Here is a 20,136-nt window from a genome sequence, read left to right as displayed (position 1 = left end):
TTTCATGTACAGGATGGCAAAATCTATAGTGAGTAAAAAGAAAGAGGGCAAAAATCCAATTATTGCCGAGATAAAAGTTTTTTCTCCTAAGCATGGCGATCTACTTAGAGGTAGAAATGAGATAGATATTCTTAGGATATACGAGGAGGCTGGGGTTGCAGGTATATCTTATATTACAGATAAAAGGTACTTTAGGGGGGATTTTAACGTCTTTAAAAAGATATGTGCTTCTACAGATCTCCCTGTATTGAGGAAGGACTTTATTACATCAAAGGAGGAAATAGAGAGAACTGCAGAAGCGGAAGGAAGTGCAATACTACTAATAGGAAGGCTCTTAAAGGAGAAAACTAGTGAATTCGTTGATTATGCCTTGGAGCATGAGCTAGATACCTTAGTTGAAGTGCATAGTAGGGAAGAGATGGAGATAGCTAAGGGGACTAACACTACTATGATCGGGATAAATAACAGGGATATTTCCAAGTTGGAACGAGACGACGGTAACGTATCCCTCACAGAGAAGTTATCCAAGTATCTACCAAAGGGTGTTGTTTCTGTCAGTGAAAGTGGTATCTCCACCTTAGAAGACCTAAAGGTAGCTCTGAAGTATACAGATGCAGCCCTTATAGGTACAAGTTTTATGAGAGCTGAAGATACCTTAAATTTCGTCAAAAGTTTTGTGGATGCTAAGTTATATTGAATAAAATGGTTAATTTTACAGAATCATAATAATAAAAACTTCTTAAGAAGAAAATCGTAAGCCAAGAGTAATAAAAGTTTATTTTACTTTTTTATTTGTTTATTTGTATCTTTCATATTCATTGTTTTCGGTATAATTGTATTTCGATTAATTGAAGAAAATTGAAGAAATAAGAATAATATTGGAGGTATAACTACTAAAAATAATATATCTTATTTAAAAGTTTTTATGGAGGTCAGGTTATGTTGAGTAAAATCGTAGAAGGCCAAAATCTATCTTTTGAAGAAGCTTACAACTTATTTAACACACTACTCGAGGAGAGCGACGTAAGAATAGGTGCCTACCTTACAGCACTTCAGACTAAAGGTGTTACTTCTGAGGAAATTGCAGGTTTTGCAAGAGCTATGAGAGATAGGGCTATTAAGGTGAATCTCGGTAGAGGTATAGTAGATACCTGTGGTACTGGAGGAGATAGATCTTCCACTGTAAATGTAAGTACAGCTGTGTCTATAATACTCTCAGCATTCACAAAGGTTGCAAAACATGGAAATGTATCTGTTACCTCACAAAGTGGCTCTGCAGATGTATTGAAGGTTCTAGGTGTTGAAATAGATGTCCCACCTGAAGAGACAAAGAAGATGATAGAGAAGACGAACTTCGTCTTTCTTTTTGCTCCAAAATATCACCCAGCCCTAAAGAAGATCATGCCTATTAGGAGGGAGTTAGGTATAAGAACTATATTTAACATCTTAGGACCTCTAACAAATCCAGCAAATCCAGAGTATCAGATGGTAGGTGTTAACGCCCCAGATCTGGTGGAGAAGGTTGGGGAAGCTTTAAAGTTGTTGGGGGTTAAGAGAGCCCTTGTAGTTCATGGAAATGGCCTCGACGAGTTGGATCCAAGAGGGCCATCAAAGGTATGTGAAGTGGTAGGAAATAAAATTGAGACATATACTCTATCTCCCAGTGATTTTGGATTGGAGAGATCGAAGATAGTACCATGTCACAGTCCTGAGGAGAGTGCAAAAAGGATACTCAAGGTATTATCTGGTAAGAGGAACGAGGATAGAAACTTTATAGTACTGAATGCATCTGCAGTTCTCTACACCTGTGGGATGGTATCAGATTATCTAGAAGCAGTGGAGATGGTAAATAATGCGATAGATAGTGGGAAGGTGTTGGAGAAGTTAGAAGAGATAAAGAAATATTCGGAAAAGTTGAAATTAAAGTAAAATTAGATCCGCCAAAGTAATATTTATAACTTTAATAATAAAGTCTCCTGGTTTCATTAAATCCTTATAAAAATATTAAAAATAATGATTATAAAAATAATGATTGAGATTTTTGTTATAATTTTTTATAACTACTTAATGGGAACTAAGGTTTTATAACTATTTCATCTGTGGATTTTTAAATAGAAACTAAGATTTTACTAATTTCTTAATTTCATGATTCTTTTACAATTTCAACAACTTTTCTCTTTAAAATATCTAAGTTGATATCTTTTTCAGTGGATATTTTAACAACATTTTTAATACCTTTCTCCCTTAAAAACTTCTCTACCTTCTCTAAGTTCTCTCTGTATTCACTTTCATCTACATCTATCTTGTTTATAGCAACTATTATAGGTATATTGAATGTCTCCATAATCTCGTTCAATAGATTAAGTTGCTCATCTATAGGGTAGCCACAGTATTCGGTAGGGTCTATTACATAGATTATTCCATCTGCAAGGTAGTTAAGGGCTACAACTGCATGGAGTTCTATATCGTTTCTTTCGTAGATAGGTCTATCAAGTATCCCAGGTGTATCTATAAATTGAATACCGTAGTGGGAATATCCAACGTTGAGCCCTTTAGTTGTAAAGGGATAGGAATTTACTTCAGGTTTTGCATCTGTCAACTTCCTTAGAAGTGAGGATTTTCCAACGTTGGGATAACCTGCTATTACTACCGTTGGTACATCTTTGACAGTTGGGATATTCTTCAGTTTTTCTCTGGCTACTGCAATACAGGCTAAATTTGGATATATCTGTTTCAGTATGGAGGAAACCCTGCCAAAGAACTCTCTCCTTATTTTTGAAGCTTCCTGTGGGGTCTTTGCTCTCCTTATCTTTCTACTGTAAGTGTTTCCAAGTTTTCTAACCAACTGAGAAGCCCAATGTAAAGCACCAAGGGACTTCTTAAATTCATCACTGTCTATTAAGATTTCCAATATCTCTCTGTAGAAGGGATTTAAATTATCTATGGAAGGGGTCTTCTTTACTATATTCAGTAGGTAATCTGCTATAACAGAAGTCGCAGTTCTTACCTTCTGCTCCTCTATAACTCTTGACTTATACAAACTGAGACCTATTGTAGACTTTCTAAGTTTATCTGCAGCTTTTTCCGCCCTATTGTAGGCCTTGTTCATAAGTTCCTCTGGGAAGAGTATGGTGGGAATTTTTTTAAATGGATTGTCTTCCTTTCTCTTTCTCATATTTTCACCAGAATAGTTATAGTATAAAACATTTAACTCTTCTTTTTATTAAAAATCTAGTTCCTATTAAAAGTGATAGTTTAAAAACAAATATAATGGTACTACAAATAAAATTCCTAATCTCTATCTTAGTGTTTACCATGACCTTGAGACATTCAATAGGTTTTATTCCAATTTTATTAGTGATTTTTTTCCTAAGATTTTTATTAAATTTTTAAATTGTCATTTTTTAATGGAACTAGGATTTTTATCTTTTTTTAACTATTTTTATAAAATTAAGAAGGGTAAAAAATAAAAAAGAAGTAGATCCTTCATTTCCGTAATCTTTGATTAGTATAGTCTATATCTATAAATACTGGTAGTGGCTAAAATTGAAATAAATAAGAAATCATCTTTTCCCTGTAATTAACCCATTAATCTTTATTATCTCTAAAAAATATAAAATGAAAAAACTGGGATATACCAATGGAAGAAATACTGATAATATCGTTAGTAGCATTGGGAATAGTTATTGGGTTCATCGCTGGATTATTAGGTATTGGAGGAGGATTTATCTTAGTACCAGTATTTAACAGTTTATTCCGTAGTATGGGTATACCTCTTGACATCTCCATAAAGATGGCCGTTGGAACGAGTTTATTTACAGTCTTTTTGACTTCAGTAGTCAGTGCTTACAAACACTATCTTAGGGGAAATATTCTATGGAGATGTTCCTTAGTTTTAGGAATTTTTGGAGTTGTAGGCTCATTAATTGGTTTAAAGATTTCGATGGAGTATTTGAGTGGAGATTTACATAAAAGGTTATTTGGTATCTTGTTAATTCTTATATCTATTTATGGTATATATACCATCAAGAGGAAGATATTAAGGAGTATAGAAACTACATATTCTACTATAGATTATAGAAAATTGTTTGTTATAGGCATCTCTGTAGGAATTGTTTCTTCTATATTTGGTATAGGTGGGGGAATAATCACCATACCTATTTTAATATATCTCCTGAAATTTCCCATAAGAATAGCTATCGGTATATCTAGTGGTATGATGGTATTGACATCTTTGATCGGTATTATAGGCTATATGGCTGTACCGTGTCCTACCTATAGACATCTTCTAAACATTGGATATGTATCCATAGTAGTTGGGCTAATAGTGGGGTTTGCAGCTATGATATCTTCCAGATATGGGGCAGTAGCCACCTACAAGGTGAAATCCCGAACATTGAAGTATATTCTATATTCCATACTAATGCTTATAGGAATCTGGGAAACATTCGTTAGTTGAACATTAAGAAAAATCTTAAGAGTAATAACAAAAACTATTTAAATGTACGATTGTAAATCAGCAAAAATTTTAAAGTTTAAACTCTCCTCTCTCTATCCTCCTTTTAAGTTCTCTACATAACTTTATGGCTCTTTCTCTATCTGACTGCCTACAGGTTATAGGTACTTCTAAGATACTGTTCAACTTCATTGAGTAGATACCATAAGGACAGGCACCTGTGCAGACACCACATCCAAAGCAGTCCTCTGTTGGTAGTGGTCTGTTTCCCAAATGAGACATCCTCTTTATAGCTTTTGTTGGACACATCTCCATAGGAATACATACATCACAGTTCCTACACCTATAGATATTTATATTGGGTCTTAAATCGGCATCCTTCCATACCTGGGCGTAGTTGCCCACATCTATAATACTCCTCCCTACCACATTCACAAGAGGTAGAGGTATATCTTCATCTAAGGTTTTTAAGAATTCTTTATTTTTCTCATCAACCTCCACAGGCACTGCAACAGTATTAAACACCTCCACACCTCCAGAAGTGATAAAACCACCTAAGTAGTAGGGATCCATGTTACGCATATCCGCAGATATCATAATATTCCCCTTCTCTGGTGAACTTCTCGTTCCAAATCCAAGTATTACGCCTTCAGCACCGTTCAACAACACCTTCTTTCCAATTAGACTCCTCTCATCACAGCACATATTTTGGAGAGGGTTTAATTCTCCACATCCTGAAAATGAAGCTTCTCCTTTTTTCATCTTTCTTCGGTGGAAAATAGTCTTTACAGGTTTCTCTCCTAAGTTGGTAAAGGCTAGGTAATTTTTAAACGCCATCCTCGTCCCTATCATTTTTGCAGTGGGGATATCATCCAAGGTTATGGTCCTCTCGTATCTTCTTCCCTCACTCTCTAAAAGGATGTCTATCTCCTTACCTGCAACTAGATCTTTAAATAGGAACCCTCCTCCGTAATCTTCCACATAACTTGTACCGTATACTACAACATCTACAGAACCTAAGTACTCATTTGGACAGGGACCTATGTATCCTTTTATACCGTTTAAGTATATTCTTTCCCCCTTCCTAAAGGTTCCAGGTTCAGCTACAGGTATATGGAGTATCACCATAGTACCTGACATTATTCCAGAGGTGGCAGTTGTAACGATATCTATCTCATCTATCTTATCTTCTTCATTGTTTCTTACCATCTTTTTTAGTTCTTCTACAGTTACCACTACCTTGTCTTCAGTTTTAGATTCATCCATGACAACACCTTTTAATTAAGTATTGTCAAGCATGACATTTTCATTTTAATAAATTAGTTTAATAAATTAATAATTACCTTACTCATTAAAAGAAGATAAAATAAAAATAATATAGCCTAGAACATACCCTTTTTAAACTTTTAAACTTATAACAAAAAATAATGAAAAATACCTAGAAAAATGTAAAAAACCTCTCTTAAGAAAAGATTTAATAGGAATCTTAAATACTTCTCCAGCATTTTATGTAGTCCAGAAAATAATTTTTTAATTTTATAATTTTAATTTTAGTTATTCTCTGTTTATAGTTTATAATATCGTTTATAATGTTTATAATTTTATTATTTTTTAACAGTTGCTGTTTGTTCAAAAAGTGTTTAGGTATGTGTATAGATAATAAAATGATAACAAATATCGATATTATCTCCTCAATGTTCATCACTGTAAATATTGGAGGAATCCTCATAAAAAATAATTAATAAATAAAAACAAAATTATTAACTATATCTATATCTCATAATGTTTACTGAACATTAAGATAAGATAGGGAGTCTCTTCTCCCCAAGGTTCAGGAATAACAAAAAGAGTAAAAATTTTATTTTTTATAATAACTTCTTTAACTTTAACTTAATTTTTTATGAAAACTTCAGGGATATAATCTCTTCTAATCTACTATTTCTTTCATGTTTCCTTACAATCTCCCTTATATTTGCCCTACCGTTGTAAAACTTACATAACTCCTTTAACTTCCTCGCATTCTTAAAGTAGATAGGATTGTCCATTATTTCGTCTATGGTCCACTCCAACGTGTTCTCTAAATTGATATGACTGAGGGCTAATCCACATTTTAGATCTCCTATCTTTCTACTATTGTTTTCCTGCTCAGGGTGATAGAGATCTGGAATGGTGATAACAGGCTTCCCAAAACTTACAGCTTCCATGAGAGTAGAATGTCCTCCATGACATACAATGAAGGAACACCTTCTTATAAGATCCTCCATATTAGTTGTGAATGGTATTATCTCTACATTTGGAGATTTTATTCTTCTAAGTTTTCTTGCAATTTCATAACTTCCACATACCATTTTTACATTAATACCTTTTCTTTTGGATATCTCATTTAGTAACTCTAATATCCTGTATCTGTATTCAAACCCTCCTATTATACTGAGGATATAATCACCATCTTCACCTTCGTCACCATTCACATTGTATCTAATTAAAGGTCCAATAAACTGAAGGTTATCTAACATAGTTAGGTTGTATTCACAGATGGTATAAGGCATTGGAAGATCAGGCACTATTACTCCTTTAGATCGTTTATTTATTATATTTAGAAGTCTTATAACAGGATAAATGATGAACTTTCTATTATCATGGGATCTGGTGTAATTCTGATTTGTAACTATATAGAAGGGAATATTTAATAACTTTGCAACTAGAGCAGTGCTGTATTTACAGTCAACAATAATGAGATCAGGTTTATACTTCTTTACTATCTCTAACTCTCTCTTTATAGCCATTGTAGGTCTATTTTCTCTGTTGAATATACTCCCTTTAATATCAAATCTACCGTTATACCCAGTTAATTTAACTTCTGGATAAGTTTCAAAAACTTCGTAATTACACTTTTTTATAAAATCCATACTCTTTCCATATGCTATAAATTTAACTTCATGTTCCTTTGATAACTCTTCTCCTATAGCAAGACATCTAGTTGTGTGTCCAAATCCCTCACCACATACAGATATAAGAATTTTCATAGTAACCCCGTTTATATTATTTTTATAACAATTAACAATAATACTAATAATACTAATATACTTTATTATTTTTAATTTAAATAGTTCCTCAAAAGTACATAATCACTTTGTTAATTTCTTATTCACGTATTCCTCCAAACAGGAGTAAGGTATGTTGTATTTTTCAACAGGAATATTCTTAGACCACAGTTGTGTTTTTGCCTCGTACAGGGATTGTTTTAGATCGTTATTTTTGCTGTACAGTTCCACAGTCTTCTTAAAAACAAGTATATCTACAGCAACGGTAATACTACTATCAACAGGATCATTTTCAAAAGTTATAACATGATAACCACTACGGATTTTCGTACCATCGTATACCATAGGTATCTTAAGATACTTTGAGAGAAGCACTGCAGAAGGTGTATTTTTATTTACCTCTACCAAATACTTAGAGTTAGAACTTAAGGAGATATTCCTTAAGTCTAGTAGTTTATATCCAAATTTAGATATGTATTTATTGTTTGTGAACTTAATATCCATATTTGGACATCGGCTTAGAACCAAGATTTCACCAGGTAACTCTAAAACATACTTCTTCTCATATCTACCAATAAATTTTTTATTCTTGAAATAGTACAACTCAACGGTACCGTCATCCCTATAAATCCTTACAACATCGTTAGGATTATAAACATTTATAAAAGAGTAAACAGGTATATAACCATGAGAGATTACTTCCACAACATCTCTGAAGTTTGTACTATTTACTAAAACCTTTTCTTTCTCACTGTTTATCATCTTAAGAATTTCCTCACAGGTTTCAACCCTTGTAGGCCCCCATATCCTTATAACATCACCGTACTTCTTCAATTTCTCTTCAACACTGTAGGAAACTGCCAAAGGACCCCCTACAATAACTATTCTCTTTGGTGCAACAGCTTCAATGAAGGACTCTATAGAAGGATCCAAATAGCCATTGTTAATCTGGAGTACAACTCCATCTACTTTATACGCATACTCTGTAGCGATTATACAATCTGGCCAGTTGTTATTTGTAATAACTACGGTATCGACAAGAGAAGGTTTTTCTTCTCCAATAACTAATCCCTCTACACTACAAGGTATTAACAGTAAAAAAATAAAAATAATACATCTTCCTTTCATTATTCCCACCTAAACTTATCTGTCAACGCCAACTTATTTATCCTACCAATTTTAACTTTTTTTATTATACCTCTATTCTCAAGATCTGCCACTATCCTGGAGACCTTAGGTTTGCTCATTCCTGTAATCTCTACAATCTCTTTCTGGGTGATTTCACCATACTCTTTTATTAGATTTACAATAGTTTTCTCCTCTTCCGTGAGTATATCCATCAACATATTCTTTAAAGTTTTTTCATACTCCTTTATCTTTTTCTTTAACTCTTCTATATTGTTCTTGTACGTCTTAATGGTATTCTTCAAATCTTCTATAATTTTTTCCTTCTCAGAGATTATCTCTTTATTTTTTTCTAACTCTTCCCTGTACTTTTTATTGGCATCTTCCAACTCTTCCAGTTTAACATTCAACTTTATAACGTCACTTTTATAACTCTCAAGCTGATTACTCAACTCATCTACTAATTCACTATTTTTTCTTTTCAACTCTGAAATAATATCTTCTTTATTTTCCAACTCTATCTTGAGAGTATTTAAATCATTTACCAGGTTGTTAACTCTTTCCGACAACTCTTTTATAACTTTGTCTCTTTTTGCAACTTTCTTTTTTTCGTAGTATACTCCATAGAGAGCTCCAATTACTACCAACACAAGTATTACGAGTAGAAGGTTGTAGTAAAAATCATTAAGTAGTGCATTTTTGTTAGTGGTATAGTTAACAGGTTGTAATATATAGGATACGGTTGCTGTAAAATATTTGTCTTCTTTGCTTAGTTTTCTATTCCACCTTATATATATTCTCTTACCATCAGTGTCTATGGTATAATCTTGAGGTGTTATACTTAAAAGACCCTCTGCAGGAGATACTACAGAAGCTCCTTGTGGCAATATTACAGTCATGGTGAAGTTGGAATTTACAGCAGGTATTGTCGCTGAAAACATCTTTTTTCCATATTTATTCCAGATCATATCTCCATCAAAACTAATGTTAATATAACACCTTTCTCCTTTTTTTATAGGATCTTTAAATTTTATTGTTATCTTAGTAGAACCTTCTTCATAGAATTCGTCTATATGACTTATATTTTTGTTAGATGTTACCTTCACGTTATGGATGATGTGAGGTAGAATGTATGTAATATTGGAAATTTTCTCAGAGTCGTTGTTGTACATAGCTAAGTAGATGTTTCCATGTACGCCGTCACTCTGATTTATATTAAACACTACATTATAATTTTCGAACTTTATAGCCTCACTTACATTCACAACTGTAAAAAACATGAAAAGAATTATTACAATGTACTTTTTTACCACCATCTTATTTCCCTTGTTACTGTTAAACATTAAAATTACAAAATAACAGTAAAAGTTAAAAACTTTAACAGTCAGTCTATTTTTTTCCTTGTAGTTTTTTTGAAGCTGTCTGCAAAAAGGAAAAAGATAAAATACTAATTCCCCAATGATATAAACCCTCTAACTCTCCCAGTATCCAGGAAACGTGGAGAAAAAGTAAAAATATATTTTCAAGTGATTGTTTAGACGGAATATTGAATATAATATTAATTAGTATAATTATAGTATAATATTAAACGTAATGATAGAAAAAGATTATTTTATTTATACTATATAATCTATTCCCAGGGAATCACTCTTTTTAGGTTTAGATAATATCTTCTTTGGACGTTTGTCACTACCAAATATGTTAGGAGACTTTACACCTGTAACTATCGCCATGACTCTCAAACATCCCTCCATGGATGGATCTATCCTTGCTCCCCATATTACGTTAGCATCTGGGTTGAGATTCTCTGTAATCTTCTCTCCAATTCTCACAGCTTCATCTAAGGATAAATCTGGACCTCCAGTTATATGTATCAAGGCTCCTGTTGCCCCTGTATAGTCTATGTCCAACAGTGGACAGTTCATAGCCTCTTTAACTACCCTTTCAACCCTATCCCCTTTGGTATCAGAATCCACCTCACCAACCCCTATCATAGCTACTCCTCCATTTGTCATAACTGCTTTCACATCTGCATAGTCGATGTTTATTAGACTTTTTTCAGATATAGTCTCAGTTATACCCTTAACTGCATTGGCGATAATTTCATCTGCAACCTTAAATGCATCGTTTATCGGTAAGTTAGGTACTAACTCCAACAGCTTGTTGTTGTCTATTACAATAACGGTATCACAGGCTTCAGTTAATCTTTCAAGACCTTCTTCTGCCTTCTTTAACCTCGCCCTCTCTATCTTAAATGGATAGGTAACAACCCCAATTACTATAGCCCCCTGTTCCTTGGCTATCTCAGCTACTACTGGGGCAGAACCGGTTCCTGTACCTCCACCTAACCCTGCAGTAACGAATACTAAGTCGGCATTTTTTAGAACATCTTCCAGTACGCCCCTAGCTAATTCAGCGGACTTTCTCCCAATTTCAGGGTAACCTCCAGCACCGAGACCTCTTGTCAGTGTAGATCCGATCAGTATCTTCTTGTCAGCATTTATATGTTCTAGATGTTGCTTATCTGTATTTAAGGCGATAGTTTCTGCCCCCTTGATACCCATCTCCATAAGTCTATGGATTGTATTGTTTCCTGCACCTCCACAACCTACTACGAGAATATTCACTTTTCCAATATTTTCCTTCTGTAAATTAGTACCATACTGTTGATCAGTCTTTCTAGAAAGTGCTTCATTAACTAATCTCATGATCATCCTCCTAAGTTATTAATAATTATTGTGTAATTTATTTTTAATTATTAATTACTTTTTACATTAATATTTTAAATTTTTTAAAATAGATATTAATTTATGTATAAAAAATATTTAAATATTTCTGTTATATATTAACTTCACCACTTCAGCAACTCTTTTACCTAAGTTTCTTGAAGTTTCTATACCAATTTCATCTTTTTTACAGTCCTCTACATGTCCTCCTACACCTGTACCTCCGTAATGAGCACTTGGATCGCTATCTCCCACTACTATCATAGAGTGTATAAACATGAAGTTGTGGATATCTCTCACTGTTGTCTCTTGACCTCCATTTCTTGAAGCCCCTACAGCTATTGCCCCACCTACCTTATTCTTCAGTTTAAATCCTCGCCTATAAGGTCTGGACCTATCGAAGAGCATTTTTAACTGAGCACTGACACTACCAAAGTAAACTGGAGAACCTATGATAATACCCTCTGCCCTCACCATTTCTTCCAGTATATCGTTAATATCATCCATTATTACACACTTCCCCTCTTTTTTACACTCATCACAGGCTAAACAGGGATTTAACTCCTTCTCTGCTAATGAGATATACTCAGTTTCAATACCTTCATCCTCAACAGCTTTTAAAGCTTCCTTCACCAAGAAGGCAGTGTTTCCATTCCTTGGAGAACCACATATTCCTAAGACCTTCATAGTATCACCCCATACTTCTTACAATATTTTACTACTACTTTTATTTTTATATTTACTTTATTTATTTATATAAATATTTATTTATTATTTTTATATATTATCTAACACATTTACAACATCCCCTACAACTATAACACCTGGAGGTTTAACACTGTTCTCTTTAGCCTTTTTAACAATATTTCCCAAGGTTCCCTTTATTACCTTCTGACGTTCAGTAGTACCTCTGGTTATTATAGCCACTGGGGTATCCTCACTCCTACGGGGGTTTTTCAGAAGTTCTTCCACATGTTCCTCTAAGTTAGTTATTCCCATAAGTATTACAATAGTGTCTCCGTTTAGATTCCTCAGTTTTACCTGCTTTTCTTCCTTATCCTCTGCTTCATGTCCTGTGACCACTGTAAAAGATGTAGATATCTTCCTGTAGGTTAGGGGAATACCTGCAACCTCTGGGACTGCTATTGCCGATGTGATACCAGGGATAACCTCGTAAGGTATATTATGTTTCTTTAAATAGAGCACTTCTTCTCCCCCCCTTCCAAACACAAAGGGATCCCCACCTTTCAATCTAACTACAACCTTGTTTTCCTTGACCTTTTCTACCAACAGTCTATTGATATCCTCCTGTTTGTAGGAGTGTTTTCCCTTCCTTTTACCTACGTATATTAACTCTGCATCTTCCTTGGCATACTTTAGTAGGTTTTTATTTATCAGATCGTCATAGATAATTACATCTCCACTTTTTATAGCTTTTAGTCCTTTTATAGTTATTAGTTCTTCATCTCCAGGCCCCGCACCTACAAGAATTACCTTCATCACTTCTCACCTTATATTTATAAAAGCAAATCCCAATCTCCAAGATAAAAAATAGATATCAATTAATTATAAAAGTTAAGATATAAGTTAAGATATAAAAAAGAGATTGTTAAAAATTATAAAAACCTTTAAAAACACTGGTAAATATAAAATGTCTCCTTGAATATACCTGAACATTTAAGGAGTGAAATAAATCTCATAGATAACTGTATTATTATGACCCATCAACAAAGGTATAACTCTATTGTAATATTAAGAGATATTCAACAGATTGGGAGTTAGAAGATATAACTCTGATAGGAACTAGGGTTTAAATATTACTTTTAATTCTACTTTGATAGAGACTAAGGTTTAATTTTTTATTTTGTAGTTTTATTATCATTGTTGATTTTAAAAGGAGTAAAGGCATAAAGGAGTAGAGATCTTGCTATCGTCTCCAAGACGTCCCTGTGTATTGAAAAAGAGATGATATCTTCATTAAATCCCGATAGAACATCTTTTTTATTAGTAGACAGTAAGATGGTAATATATAATTTTTTATTTTTAGGTGATATTTTGATAGTAAACTGTGATCTACATATACACTCAAGATTTGCAGGGGGAACTTCTAAATATATGAATATAGAGAATGTGCTGAAATATGGAAAATTGAAAGGACTCCATATAGTTGGTACTGGGGATTGTCTCCATCCTAAACATCTTCAGGAGATTGAGAAGTATAAGGATAGCAATCTGATTTTAACTGTGGAGATAGAAGATAAAGATCGCGTCCATCACCTTGTGTTATTACCTTCTATATCCAAGGCTTACGAACTTAGAGAGAAATTGAAGAGATACTCCAACAACATAGACAGTGAAGGTAGGCCCAAAGTTGTCCTTAGGGGAGGGGAGCTGTTAGAGATAGTTAGAGAGACTGGAGGGTTGATAGGACCTGCCCATGCCTTCACCCCATACACCAGTCTTTACAAGTCCTTCGATTCTATATATCAGTGTTACGAGAGAAAACCTGATTTTGTGGAGTTAGGATTATCTGCAGATACTGACATGGGAGACATGGTCCAGGAACTTAGAGATATACCGTTTCTAAGCAATTCCGATGCCCACTCCTATTATCCTTATAGACTAGGGAGGGAATTTAATCAATTTAAGGTAAGGAGTATTGGAGATCTTGAGGAGAACTTTGAAGAGATAAAAAAATCTATAAAACATAACAAAATTGTTGCAAACTATGGCTTAGATCCTGCCCTTGGGAAGTATCACCTAACAGCCTGTTCAAAGTGCTATTTAAGGTACCGTATAGAGGATGCTATAAAATTGAACTACAGATGTGCTAAATGTGGAGGAGTTATAAAAAAAGGAGTCTACGATAGAACCTTGGAGTTGTCCAAGGATAAGAAGATCATCCACCCAGAGTTCAGACCTCCCTACTACAAGATAGTTTCTCTCTCCCAGATAATTTCTCTTTCTATTGGGAAAAGTATTGATTCCAAAGCAGTTGAAAACCTATGGAAGAGATATGTCGAACTCTTCGGTAATGAGATAAACGTCCTTATTAAGGAGGATATCTCTAACTTAATAAAGGTACATGAGAAGGTTGGTAGAACTATTGAGATGTTTCGAAAAAATAAGATATACTACTACCCTGGAGGTGGAGGGGAATACGGCAGGATATTAAAAACTCCTCCAAAGATCAGATGGTACAAACCAGTAACTACCTTAGATAGTTGGTTAGAGCCCAAATAACAATAAAACAGGATTTTAATAGCTACAGAACTCTAACCATGATAAAGAATCTCCAACAGGTTATAGTTAGAAGGTGTTTGAAGAATCCTCTCTTCTACCGAGATTACCTACCGTTTATACTTTGTTGTCAGAACAATCATATCCATTTTTTATCTTATTATTTTTTAAATAACTATTTAATTTTTATTATTTTTGATTAATTGACGATAAATCTAATAATTAAAATCTAATAGAATTAAAAATAACAATTAAGTAGTTGAGACTGAAGGTAGATATAACAATAATAAATTATAACTTATCCAAACTTTTTTGGGATAAAATGCTTAAAAAGGTGGTAGTAGGAGGTACCTTCGATATCCTTCACAAGGGACATAAAGAACTTTTGAAGTACGCTTCCCAGTTTGGAGAGCTCTACGTAGGTATAACTTCAGATAGATTTGTAAAAACCTATAAGTCCCACAGTGTAAACCCCTTAAATGTTAGATTGAAGAATTTAAGGGATTTTTTAGACACTTTAAATGTACCCTATCATATAGTAGTAATAGACGATCCCTACGGAGACGCCACAGTTAAGGACTACGATATCATAGTAGTCACCAAGGAGACAGAGAAAAACGCTAGAAAGATAAATGAGATAAGATCAAATAATAACTTAAAACCTTTAGAGATAGTAGTTTTTGACTACGTATTAGATGAAAATAACAAACCTATATCCACAACGAGGATAAGAAAGGGAGAGATCGATATAGAGGGGAGAATTTTAAAAAGATAATCTGGTGAATAAATGGAGATAATGATTATAATAGTTTTACTGATCTTTATTGGTTATATCTCAAAGTACTTGGGGATACTGAAGGAAGAAGATAGATCTGTATTGAACAACGTTGTTGTTTATATTTCCATGCCATCAACTGTATTTCTGACTATAATAAAAAATGTATCTCCTGAGGAGTTACCATTATTTATAAAATTACCTATTTTAATATTTTTTATCTTCATTTTATGTGGTATTGTGGGGTATATACTCGGAAGTTATTTGAAGTTGGAGAAGAGATCCATAGGCGGGTTGATCCTAGTCTGTGCCTTAGGAAATACTGGATTTTTAGGTTATCCTATTATCTACGGTTTCTACGGTGATCCTGGCCTTGTAAGGGCTATATTCTGTGATATGGGGAGTGTCATAGCCAGTCTTTTAATAGGAACCTTTGTAGGTATAACCTTTGGAGAAGGTAGAAAGGAAGGAGGACCTACATTTCTGTATATTATAAAGAAACTTCTAAGATTCCCTCCTTTCATCGCATGTATTCTAAGTATCCTCTTTGTAATCTTTGACATAGGGATAGAAGATATTCCAACTTTTTTAGTAGATACCTTGGATTATCTCTCTAAAGCCACGGTACCTCTCATAATGATATCTTTAGGATTGTCCCTATCTCCAAGTTCAACAAAGTTTGGTATTAGATATGGAATTCTGGCGTTTCTAGTTAGAATGGGTATTGCCCCACTTCTGGCAGTAATATTCTCTGTACTATTCTCCCTTGGAGGGCTAGAGAAAAATGTGCTGATCCTCCAATCTGCAATGCCTTCTGCAATGATGTCCCTTGTCTTCTCCCTTCTCTACAGGTTGGATATTAAGTTGGTAGCTTCGGCATGTTTTATAACAACGATAATCTCACTGTTATTCCTACCGATTTTAAGGGAAATATTAACACCAGTGGTATAGGAGGTGTTTATTCTAGAGTGATAAGTAATCTATATTAAGAAATATTAATGAATAATTTAATGAATATAGAGATGAGAATGAATATCCAGGTGATAGAAAATTCATCTTTCCAAGTTTCAGAAAATGTTTCTAAGAGAAGCTAAAGGTCTTTTTTATTATTTTTACTTTCCGACGTTATTTTTTTATACTTTTTATATACTCGACTATAATTGTTATGTTTCTTTTATATTATTTTATTATTGTTTTATAATAATCATACATAATCCATTTTACCACAATTTTTACATACCAACATACAAGTGATAAAAACATGTACAGTAAAATAATCATAAGATATGGAGAGATAGGAGTGAAGTCTAGAGATACCAGAAGAAAATTTGAGAGTATACTTAGAAACAATATTAAGTTGGCCCTTAAGAGATACAACATAAAAGGCAATGTAAAGATACTTCACAGGAGAGTACTCTTAGAATTAGACTGTGATAACTTAGATAGGGCTATCTCTATCTTAAAGAAGGTACCAGGAGTTGTATCCTTCAGTCCTTCTGTAGAGTGTAGTCTAGATATGGAAGAGATAGAGAAGACTGCCATGGAGGTATTTCTTAGGAAAGTTAAAGAAGTGGGGGAGAGAACTGTAACCTTCAGGGTAAAAACCCAGAGGGTCAAGAAAAACTTTTCCTTAACATCTGTGGAGATAAACAGGTATATCGGAGAGAGTATATTGAAGAATTTCCAAAAAAATAAACCAGAAGATATTACTCTAAAGGTAGATCTAAAAAATCCACAGATAACTCTCGGGATAGAGATTATAGATAGAGTTTATATATTTACCGAAGTATTTAGGGGTGTAGGGGGCCTACCTGTCAACAGTCAAGGGAATGTTTTAGTGCTACTATCTGATGGAATTGACAGTCCAGTGGCGGGTTTCCTTATGATGAAGAGGGGTTGTGGTACTGTATTCCTTCACTTAAAGATCAGTGATGAAGGGTTGGAGAAAGTTAAAAGGATATACGAGGTACTTAGAGATTACGATCCAACTTCGAAACTTATAATTTTTGACTATAAGGAGGTTCTCCAAAGTATAAGAAAATCCCTGGAAGAAATAGGAAAGGAGAAGTATACCTGTATAATATGTAAGAGAATCATGTTAAAAATAGCACAGGAGTATGCAAGGAGATTTAACTGTGAGGGTATAACAACTGGTGACAGTATAGGACAAGTTGCATCTCAAACACTACGGAATATTTACGTAATCAGTGAAGGAATATCCTATCCTATATTTCGTCCTCTCATTGGATTAGATAAAGTGGAGATAATGGATATTGCAAAGAAGATAGGGACTTACAACATATCTACAAGTAGGGATATAAAATGCTTTGCAGTGTCCAAGCATCCTGTAACAAGGGGGAAGATTGAGGAAGTTAGAGAGTTAGAGAAGTATGTTTTGAATAGAATAGGAACGATAAAACCTTATTTACATTTATAAAATATTTAATATTATCTTTTCACAAAAAGATAAAAAATAAAACTTAATAGAACTAACTTACTTCTATAGATATTCTGAGCCTTCGGAAAATAAACAGTAAGTTTACTTCTATCCATATAGTCCAGGAAATAAGATCTTATATTTTTTACAGTTTAATATTTTGCTTTGCTTATATTTATATTGATTATTGTTATAATTAATTAACTCATCTCATAAATCTCCAGAGTAACTTCTTTATCCTATCTAAAATACCTCCCTTATACGCCTCCTCGATCTTACGTATATCCACATAGGAACCTACAATTTTGAGGGCTAACTCCATATGGGCTACTGCAGAAGGTGATTTTGGAGCGTATTCTATAACACTCATCCTCTTCAAGGTGGCATTTCTTATATTTTCATCTTCAGGAATCGTACAGATAACTTTCTCTTCGATTATCATCTCTATCTCTTCAACACCCATCTCTCCAAAGTCTCTACCAGTTCTATTTAGAACCACTCCTAAGATAGAAGTACCTGCCATTACACTACTCTGTTTTATCTTAAGTCCATCTGATATAGAGAACAGTTCAGGTGTCAAGACGATAAGGACTTTATCTGCAACCGCCAGATGAACTGCCATGTCCCTGTTCAATCCAGCTGGAGCATCTATAAGTACGTAATCGTAGTTGTCTGCAACATCTAATATGGCCTCTGGCAAAAGATCTAAATCTGACTTTTTATACCCCTCAATGGACAGACTTGTAGGGAGTACATAGACACCTGTTTTATGTCTATATATGGCCTCCCTTACATCACATTCACCTGACAGGACCTCGTGTAAAGAAGGTTTTTTCTTTTCAAGGTTAAATATTATACCTAAATTGGCCATGGATATATCTCCATCTACCAGGAGAACCTTTTTTCCAATTTTTGAGAGTGCTACCCCTAAATTTGCAGTTACAGTGGTTTTTCCCACCCCTCCCTTTCCAGAGGCTATAGTAATAATCATCAAGATCACCAAATTTAAATGTGTATCTCTACTCATACATTTGAATAATTTTTTTAACCTCTTCATAAATGTTAAAAATATAAAAAAGATGAAAAAGAACTATTCATCTACAATCCCTCATGAGTACTCCTGAATAATATTGTAAATTATAAATTAAAAACCTATCTTTCCTTTCCAGTACCAGGAACATGAGAAAAGATGAAGATAGGTAAATAGTAAAACCTTATTTATCCTTTTTAATTGATTGATTTACCAACCTTAAAAGTTCTTGTTTTTAATTGTTTTTTATACAGGATTACTTGGAGAGTTCAACAGTCCCTACCCTGAAGAGAGCTCTTACAGGAACTCCCCTTATTTCCTCGATCCCACTTTTATCTATTACCACTATAGCACATTTAGGGTTTCCTATACTCTTTACATAATTTATACTCTCTTTTATGGTGTTTCCAGAAGTTATTACATCATCTACTATAACTATACTTTTACTCTCCATACTCTGATAGTTATGTCCTATAAATCCAGTAGATTTATCCCTGCCATGTAGGTGCTTTTTAGGGATATAAATAGAGAAATCCTTGTTTAATTCCTCTGAGATCAGGATACCTAGAGGTATTCCTCCTGTGGATATACCAAGTACTACGTCGAACTCTATATCACTTAACATATCACACATTATAGAAGTGATACACCTCAACCTCTTTGGGGAGATCTTTATATCGTCCCAGTTGACAAAGATGTCTGTCTTTTTTTCCACCTTTTCCTTAATCTCTTCAGATTCCCTTAGGAGTTTCTCTCCATTTAGCACTAAGTAGAGGGCTGTATCTACAGATACATTCAACTCTTCTGCAATATCTACAGCTGTAAGTCCAGCGTCCCTAAGTTCAAGTACCTTCTTTATCAGACTCTTCTTCATAATATACACCTTGATATAGAAATAAAGATTAAAAAATTAAAAAATTGTATTTACCTTCAAGTATTATAATAATCAAAATAATTATAAAAATTATAACATTTATTTTTACCCCTCTGGTGTTTAGAAGGGTATTCAATGGTAATTTAATATTGTTAGTTTTAAAGACTTTTACATAGTTCTCATTTAAAGTAATGGTTTGAAAATTAATAAAAAGAGTTATAAAAATAAGAGTTATAAAAATAATAAGGTAAAAATAATATTAGAAATACATTAAAAATTATAAAAAAAGAAAAAAATATAAAAACAAATATATATCCACTTCTGAAGATTGGAGGAAGATGATCTCCGTGGTATATCTAATCCAATTATCTTTGCCATAATGTTCAGAAAAGTTTTTAGAATATAATTTTTACTTTATATTTTTATACT

17 protein-coding genes are annotated in these 20,136 nt (G+C 33.6%); 7 read left to right on the top strand and 10 right to left on the bottom strand.

The window, feature by feature from the left end:
• The first annotated feature begins 4 nt into the window (after positions 1-4).
• The gene (trpC, locus tag MHHB_RS01265; RefSeq protein ID WP_131006806.1) at positions 5-697 is read left to right on the top strand and encodes an indole-3-glycerol phosphate synthase TrpC; all 693 of its coding nucleotides are present in this window, start codon (positions 5-7) and stop codon (positions 695-697) included.
• Between the two features lie 242 nt (positions 698-939).
• Positions 940-1,929: an anthranilate phosphoribosyltransferase gene (gene trpD, locus MHHB_RS01260; RefSeq protein WP_131006805.1), complete on the top strand. Its 990-nt coding sequence runs from the start codon at positions 940-942 to the stop codon at positions 1,927-1,929.
• Positions 1,930-2,143: 214 nt separating this feature from the next.
• On the opposite strand, the gene MHHB_RS01255 is transcribed toward trpD, so the two are convergent.
• Entirely contained in the window at positions 2,144-3,175 is a 1,032-nt protein-coding gene (locus MHHB_RS01255; protein WP_131006804.1) for an NOG1 family protein, read from the bottom strand.
• A gap of 465 nt (positions 3,176-3,640) precedes the next feature.
• On the opposite strand from MHHB_RS01255, the gene MHHB_RS01250 reads away from it, so the two are divergent.
• Positions 3,641-4,459 (top strand): sulfite exporter TauE/SafE family protein, encoded by an 819-nt coding sequence (locus tag MHHB_RS01250; protein ID WP_131006803.1) that lies wholly within the window; start codon positions 3,641-3,643, stop codon positions 4,457-4,459.
• Positions 4,460-4,528: 69 nt separating this feature from the next.
• Here MHHB_RS01250 and MHHB_RS01245 read toward each other — a convergent pair whose 3' ends face one another.
• The 7 genes from MHHB_RS01245 to cobA form a co-directional block, all read right to left on the bottom strand.
• Positions 4,529-5,722 carry a methanogenesis marker 16 metalloprotein gene (locus tag MHHB_RS01245; protein ID WP_131006802.1) on the bottom strand — a complete coding sequence of 398 codons (1,194 nt, stop codon included), beginning with the start codon at positions 5,720-5,722 and terminating at the stop codon, positions 4,529-4,531.
• 632 nt (positions 5,723-6,354) lie between these two features.
• Entirely contained in the window at positions 6,355-7,482 is a 1,128-nt protein-coding gene (locus MHHB_RS01240; protein WP_131006801.1) for an MJ1255/VC2487 family glycosyltransferase, read from the bottom strand.
• Positions 7,483-7,584: 102 nt separating this feature from the next.
• Positions 7,585-8,628 carry a cell wall-binding repeat-containing protein gene (locus MHHB_RS01235; protein WP_131006800.1) on the bottom strand — a complete coding sequence of 348 codons (1,044 nt, stop codon included), beginning with the start codon at positions 8,626-8,628 and terminating at the stop codon, positions 7,585-7,587.
• Positions 8,628-9,941, bottom strand: coding sequence for a DUF7343 domain-containing protein (locus MHHB_RS01230; protein ID WP_192893787.1), 1,314 nt, complete (start codon positions 9,939-9,941; stop codon positions 8,628-8,630). The genes MHHB_RS01235 and MHHB_RS01230 overlap by 1 nt, the downstream gene beginning before the upstream one ends.
• A gap of 300 nt (positions 9,942-10,241) precedes the next feature.
• A complete protein-coding gene (gene ftsZ, locus MHHB_RS01225; RefSeq protein ID WP_131006798.1) occupies positions 10,242-11,333 on the bottom strand; it encodes a cell division protein FtsZ in 1,092 nt (363 codons plus the stop codon).
• Between the two features lie 117 nt (positions 11,334-11,450).
• Positions 11,451-12,038, bottom strand: a complete 588-nt coding sequence (locus tag MHHB_RS01220) for a flavodoxin family protein (RefSeq protein ID WP_131006797.1) — start codon at positions 12,036-12,038, stop codon at positions 11,451-11,453.
• A 90-nt stretch (positions 12,039-12,128) separates the two neighbouring features.
• Positions 12,129-12,851, bottom strand: coding sequence for a uroporphyrinogen-III C-methyltransferase (gene cobA, locus MHHB_RS01215; protein WP_131006796.1), 723 nt, complete (start codon positions 12,849-12,851; stop codon positions 12,129-12,131).
• A gap of 555 nt (positions 12,852-13,406) precedes the next feature.
• Here cobA and MHHB_RS01210 point away from each other — a divergent pair.
• From MHHB_RS01210 to thiI, 4 genes are all read left to right on the top strand, one after another.
• Positions 13,407-14,594: a TIGR00375 family protein gene (locus MHHB_RS01210; RefSeq protein ID WP_131006795.1), complete on the top strand. Its 1,188-nt coding sequence runs from the start codon at positions 13,407-13,409 to the stop codon at positions 14,592-14,594.
• A 319-nt stretch (positions 14,595-14,913) separates the two neighbouring features.
• On the top strand, positions 14,914-15,366 hold the full coding sequence (locus MHHB_RS01205; protein WP_131006794.1) for a phosphopantetheine adenylyltransferase: 453 nt from the start codon (positions 14,914-14,916) through the stop codon (positions 15,364-15,366).
• Between the two features lie 12 nt (positions 15,367-15,378).
• Entirely contained in the window at positions 15,379-16,317 is a 939-nt protein-coding gene (locus tag MHHB_RS01200; protein ID WP_131006793.1) for an AEC family transporter, read from the top strand.
• A gap of 310 nt (positions 16,318-16,627) precedes the next feature.
• A complete protein-coding gene (thiI, locus tag MHHB_RS01195; protein WP_131006792.1) occupies positions 16,628-17,803 on the top strand; it encodes a tRNA uracil 4-sulfurtransferase ThiI in 1,176 nt (391 codons plus the stop codon).
• Between the two features lie 205 nt (positions 17,804-18,008).
• On the opposite strand, the gene minD is transcribed toward thiI, so the two are convergent.
• Positions 18,009-18,794 carry a cell division ATPase MinD gene (gene minD, locus MHHB_RS01190; protein WP_131006791.1) on the bottom strand — a complete coding sequence of 262 codons (786 nt, stop codon included), beginning with the start codon at positions 18,792-18,794 and terminating at the stop codon, positions 18,009-18,011.
• A 295-nt stretch (positions 18,795-19,089) separates the two neighbouring features.
• Entirely contained in the window at positions 19,090-19,707 is a 618-nt protein-coding gene (locus MHHB_RS01185) for an orotate phosphoribosyltransferase-like protein (protein ID WP_131006790.1), read from the bottom strand.
• Positions 19,708-20,136 lie beyond the last annotated feature (429 nt).

Origin of the sequence: Methanofervidicoccus abyssi, assembly GCF_004310395.1 — an archaeon.
Taxonomy (GTDB): Archaea; AGJL01; Methanococci; order Methanococcales; family Methanococcaceae; genus Methanofervidicoccus; species Methanofervidicoccus abyssi.
Note: the sequence above shows the minus strand (reverse complement) of the source record. Positions and strands in the feature narration are given on the sequence as shown.

Excerpts from the sequence above, each read along its gene's own strand:
- trpC (WP_131006806.1), top strand. The coding sequence starts at position 5 with ATGTACAGGATGGCAAAATCTATAGTGAGTAAAAAGAAAGAGGGCAAA.
- trpD (WP_131006805.1), top strand. The coding sequence starts at position 940 with ATGTTGAGTAAAATCGTAGAAGGCCAAAATCTATCTTTTGAAGAAGCT.
- MHHB_RS01255 (WP_131006804.1), bottom strand. The coding sequence starts at position 3,175 with ATGAGAAAGAGAAAGGAAGACAATCCATTTAAAAAAATTCCCACCATA.
- MHHB_RS01250 (WP_131006803.1), top strand. The coding sequence starts at position 3,641 with ATGGAAGAAATACTGATAATATCGTTAGTAGCATTGGGAATAGTTATT.
- MHHB_RS01245 (WP_131006802.1), bottom strand. The coding sequence starts at position 5,722 with ATGGATGAATCTAAAACTGAAGACAAGGTAGTGGTAACTGTAGAAGAA.
- MHHB_RS01240 (WP_131006801.1), bottom strand. The coding sequence starts at position 7,482 with ATGAAAATTCTTATATCTGTATGTGGTGAGGGATTTGGACACACAACT.
- MHHB_RS01235 (WP_131006800.1), bottom strand. The coding sequence starts at position 8,628 with ATGAAAGGAAGATGTATTATTTTTATTTTTTTACTGTTAATACCTTGT.
- MHHB_RS01230 (WP_192893787.1), bottom strand. The coding sequence starts at position 9,941 with ATGGTGGTAAAAAAGTACATTGTAATAATTCTTTTCATGTTTTTTACA.
- ftsZ (WP_131006798.1), bottom strand. The coding sequence starts at position 11,333 with ATGAGATTAGTTAATGAAGCACTTTCTAGAAAGACTGATCAACAGTAT.
- MHHB_RS01220 (WP_131006797.1), bottom strand. The coding sequence starts at position 12,038 with ATGAAGGTCTTAGGAATATGTGGTTCTCCAAGGAATGGAAACACTGCC.
- cobA (WP_131006796.1), bottom strand. The coding sequence starts at position 12,851 with ATGAAGGTAATTCTTGTAGGTGCGGGGCCTGGAGATGAAGAACTAATA.
- MHHB_RS01205 (WP_131006794.1), top strand. The coding sequence starts at position 14,914 with ATGCTTAAAAAGGTGGTAGTAGGAGGTACCTTCGATATCCTTCACAAG.
- MHHB_RS01200 (WP_131006793.1), top strand. The coding sequence starts at position 15,379 with ATGGAGATAATGATTATAATAGTTTTACTGATCTTTATTGGTTATATC.
- thiI (WP_131006792.1), top strand. The coding sequence starts at position 16,628 with ATGTACAGTAAAATAATCATAAGATATGGAGAGATAGGAGTGAAGTCT.
- minD (WP_131006791.1), bottom strand. The coding sequence starts at position 18,794 with ATGATTATTACTATAGCCTCTGGAAAGGGAGGGGTGGGAAAAACCACT.
- MHHB_RS01185 (WP_131006790.1), bottom strand. The coding sequence starts at position 19,707 with ATGAAGAAGAGTCTGATAAAGAAGGTACTTGAACTTAGGGACGCTGGA.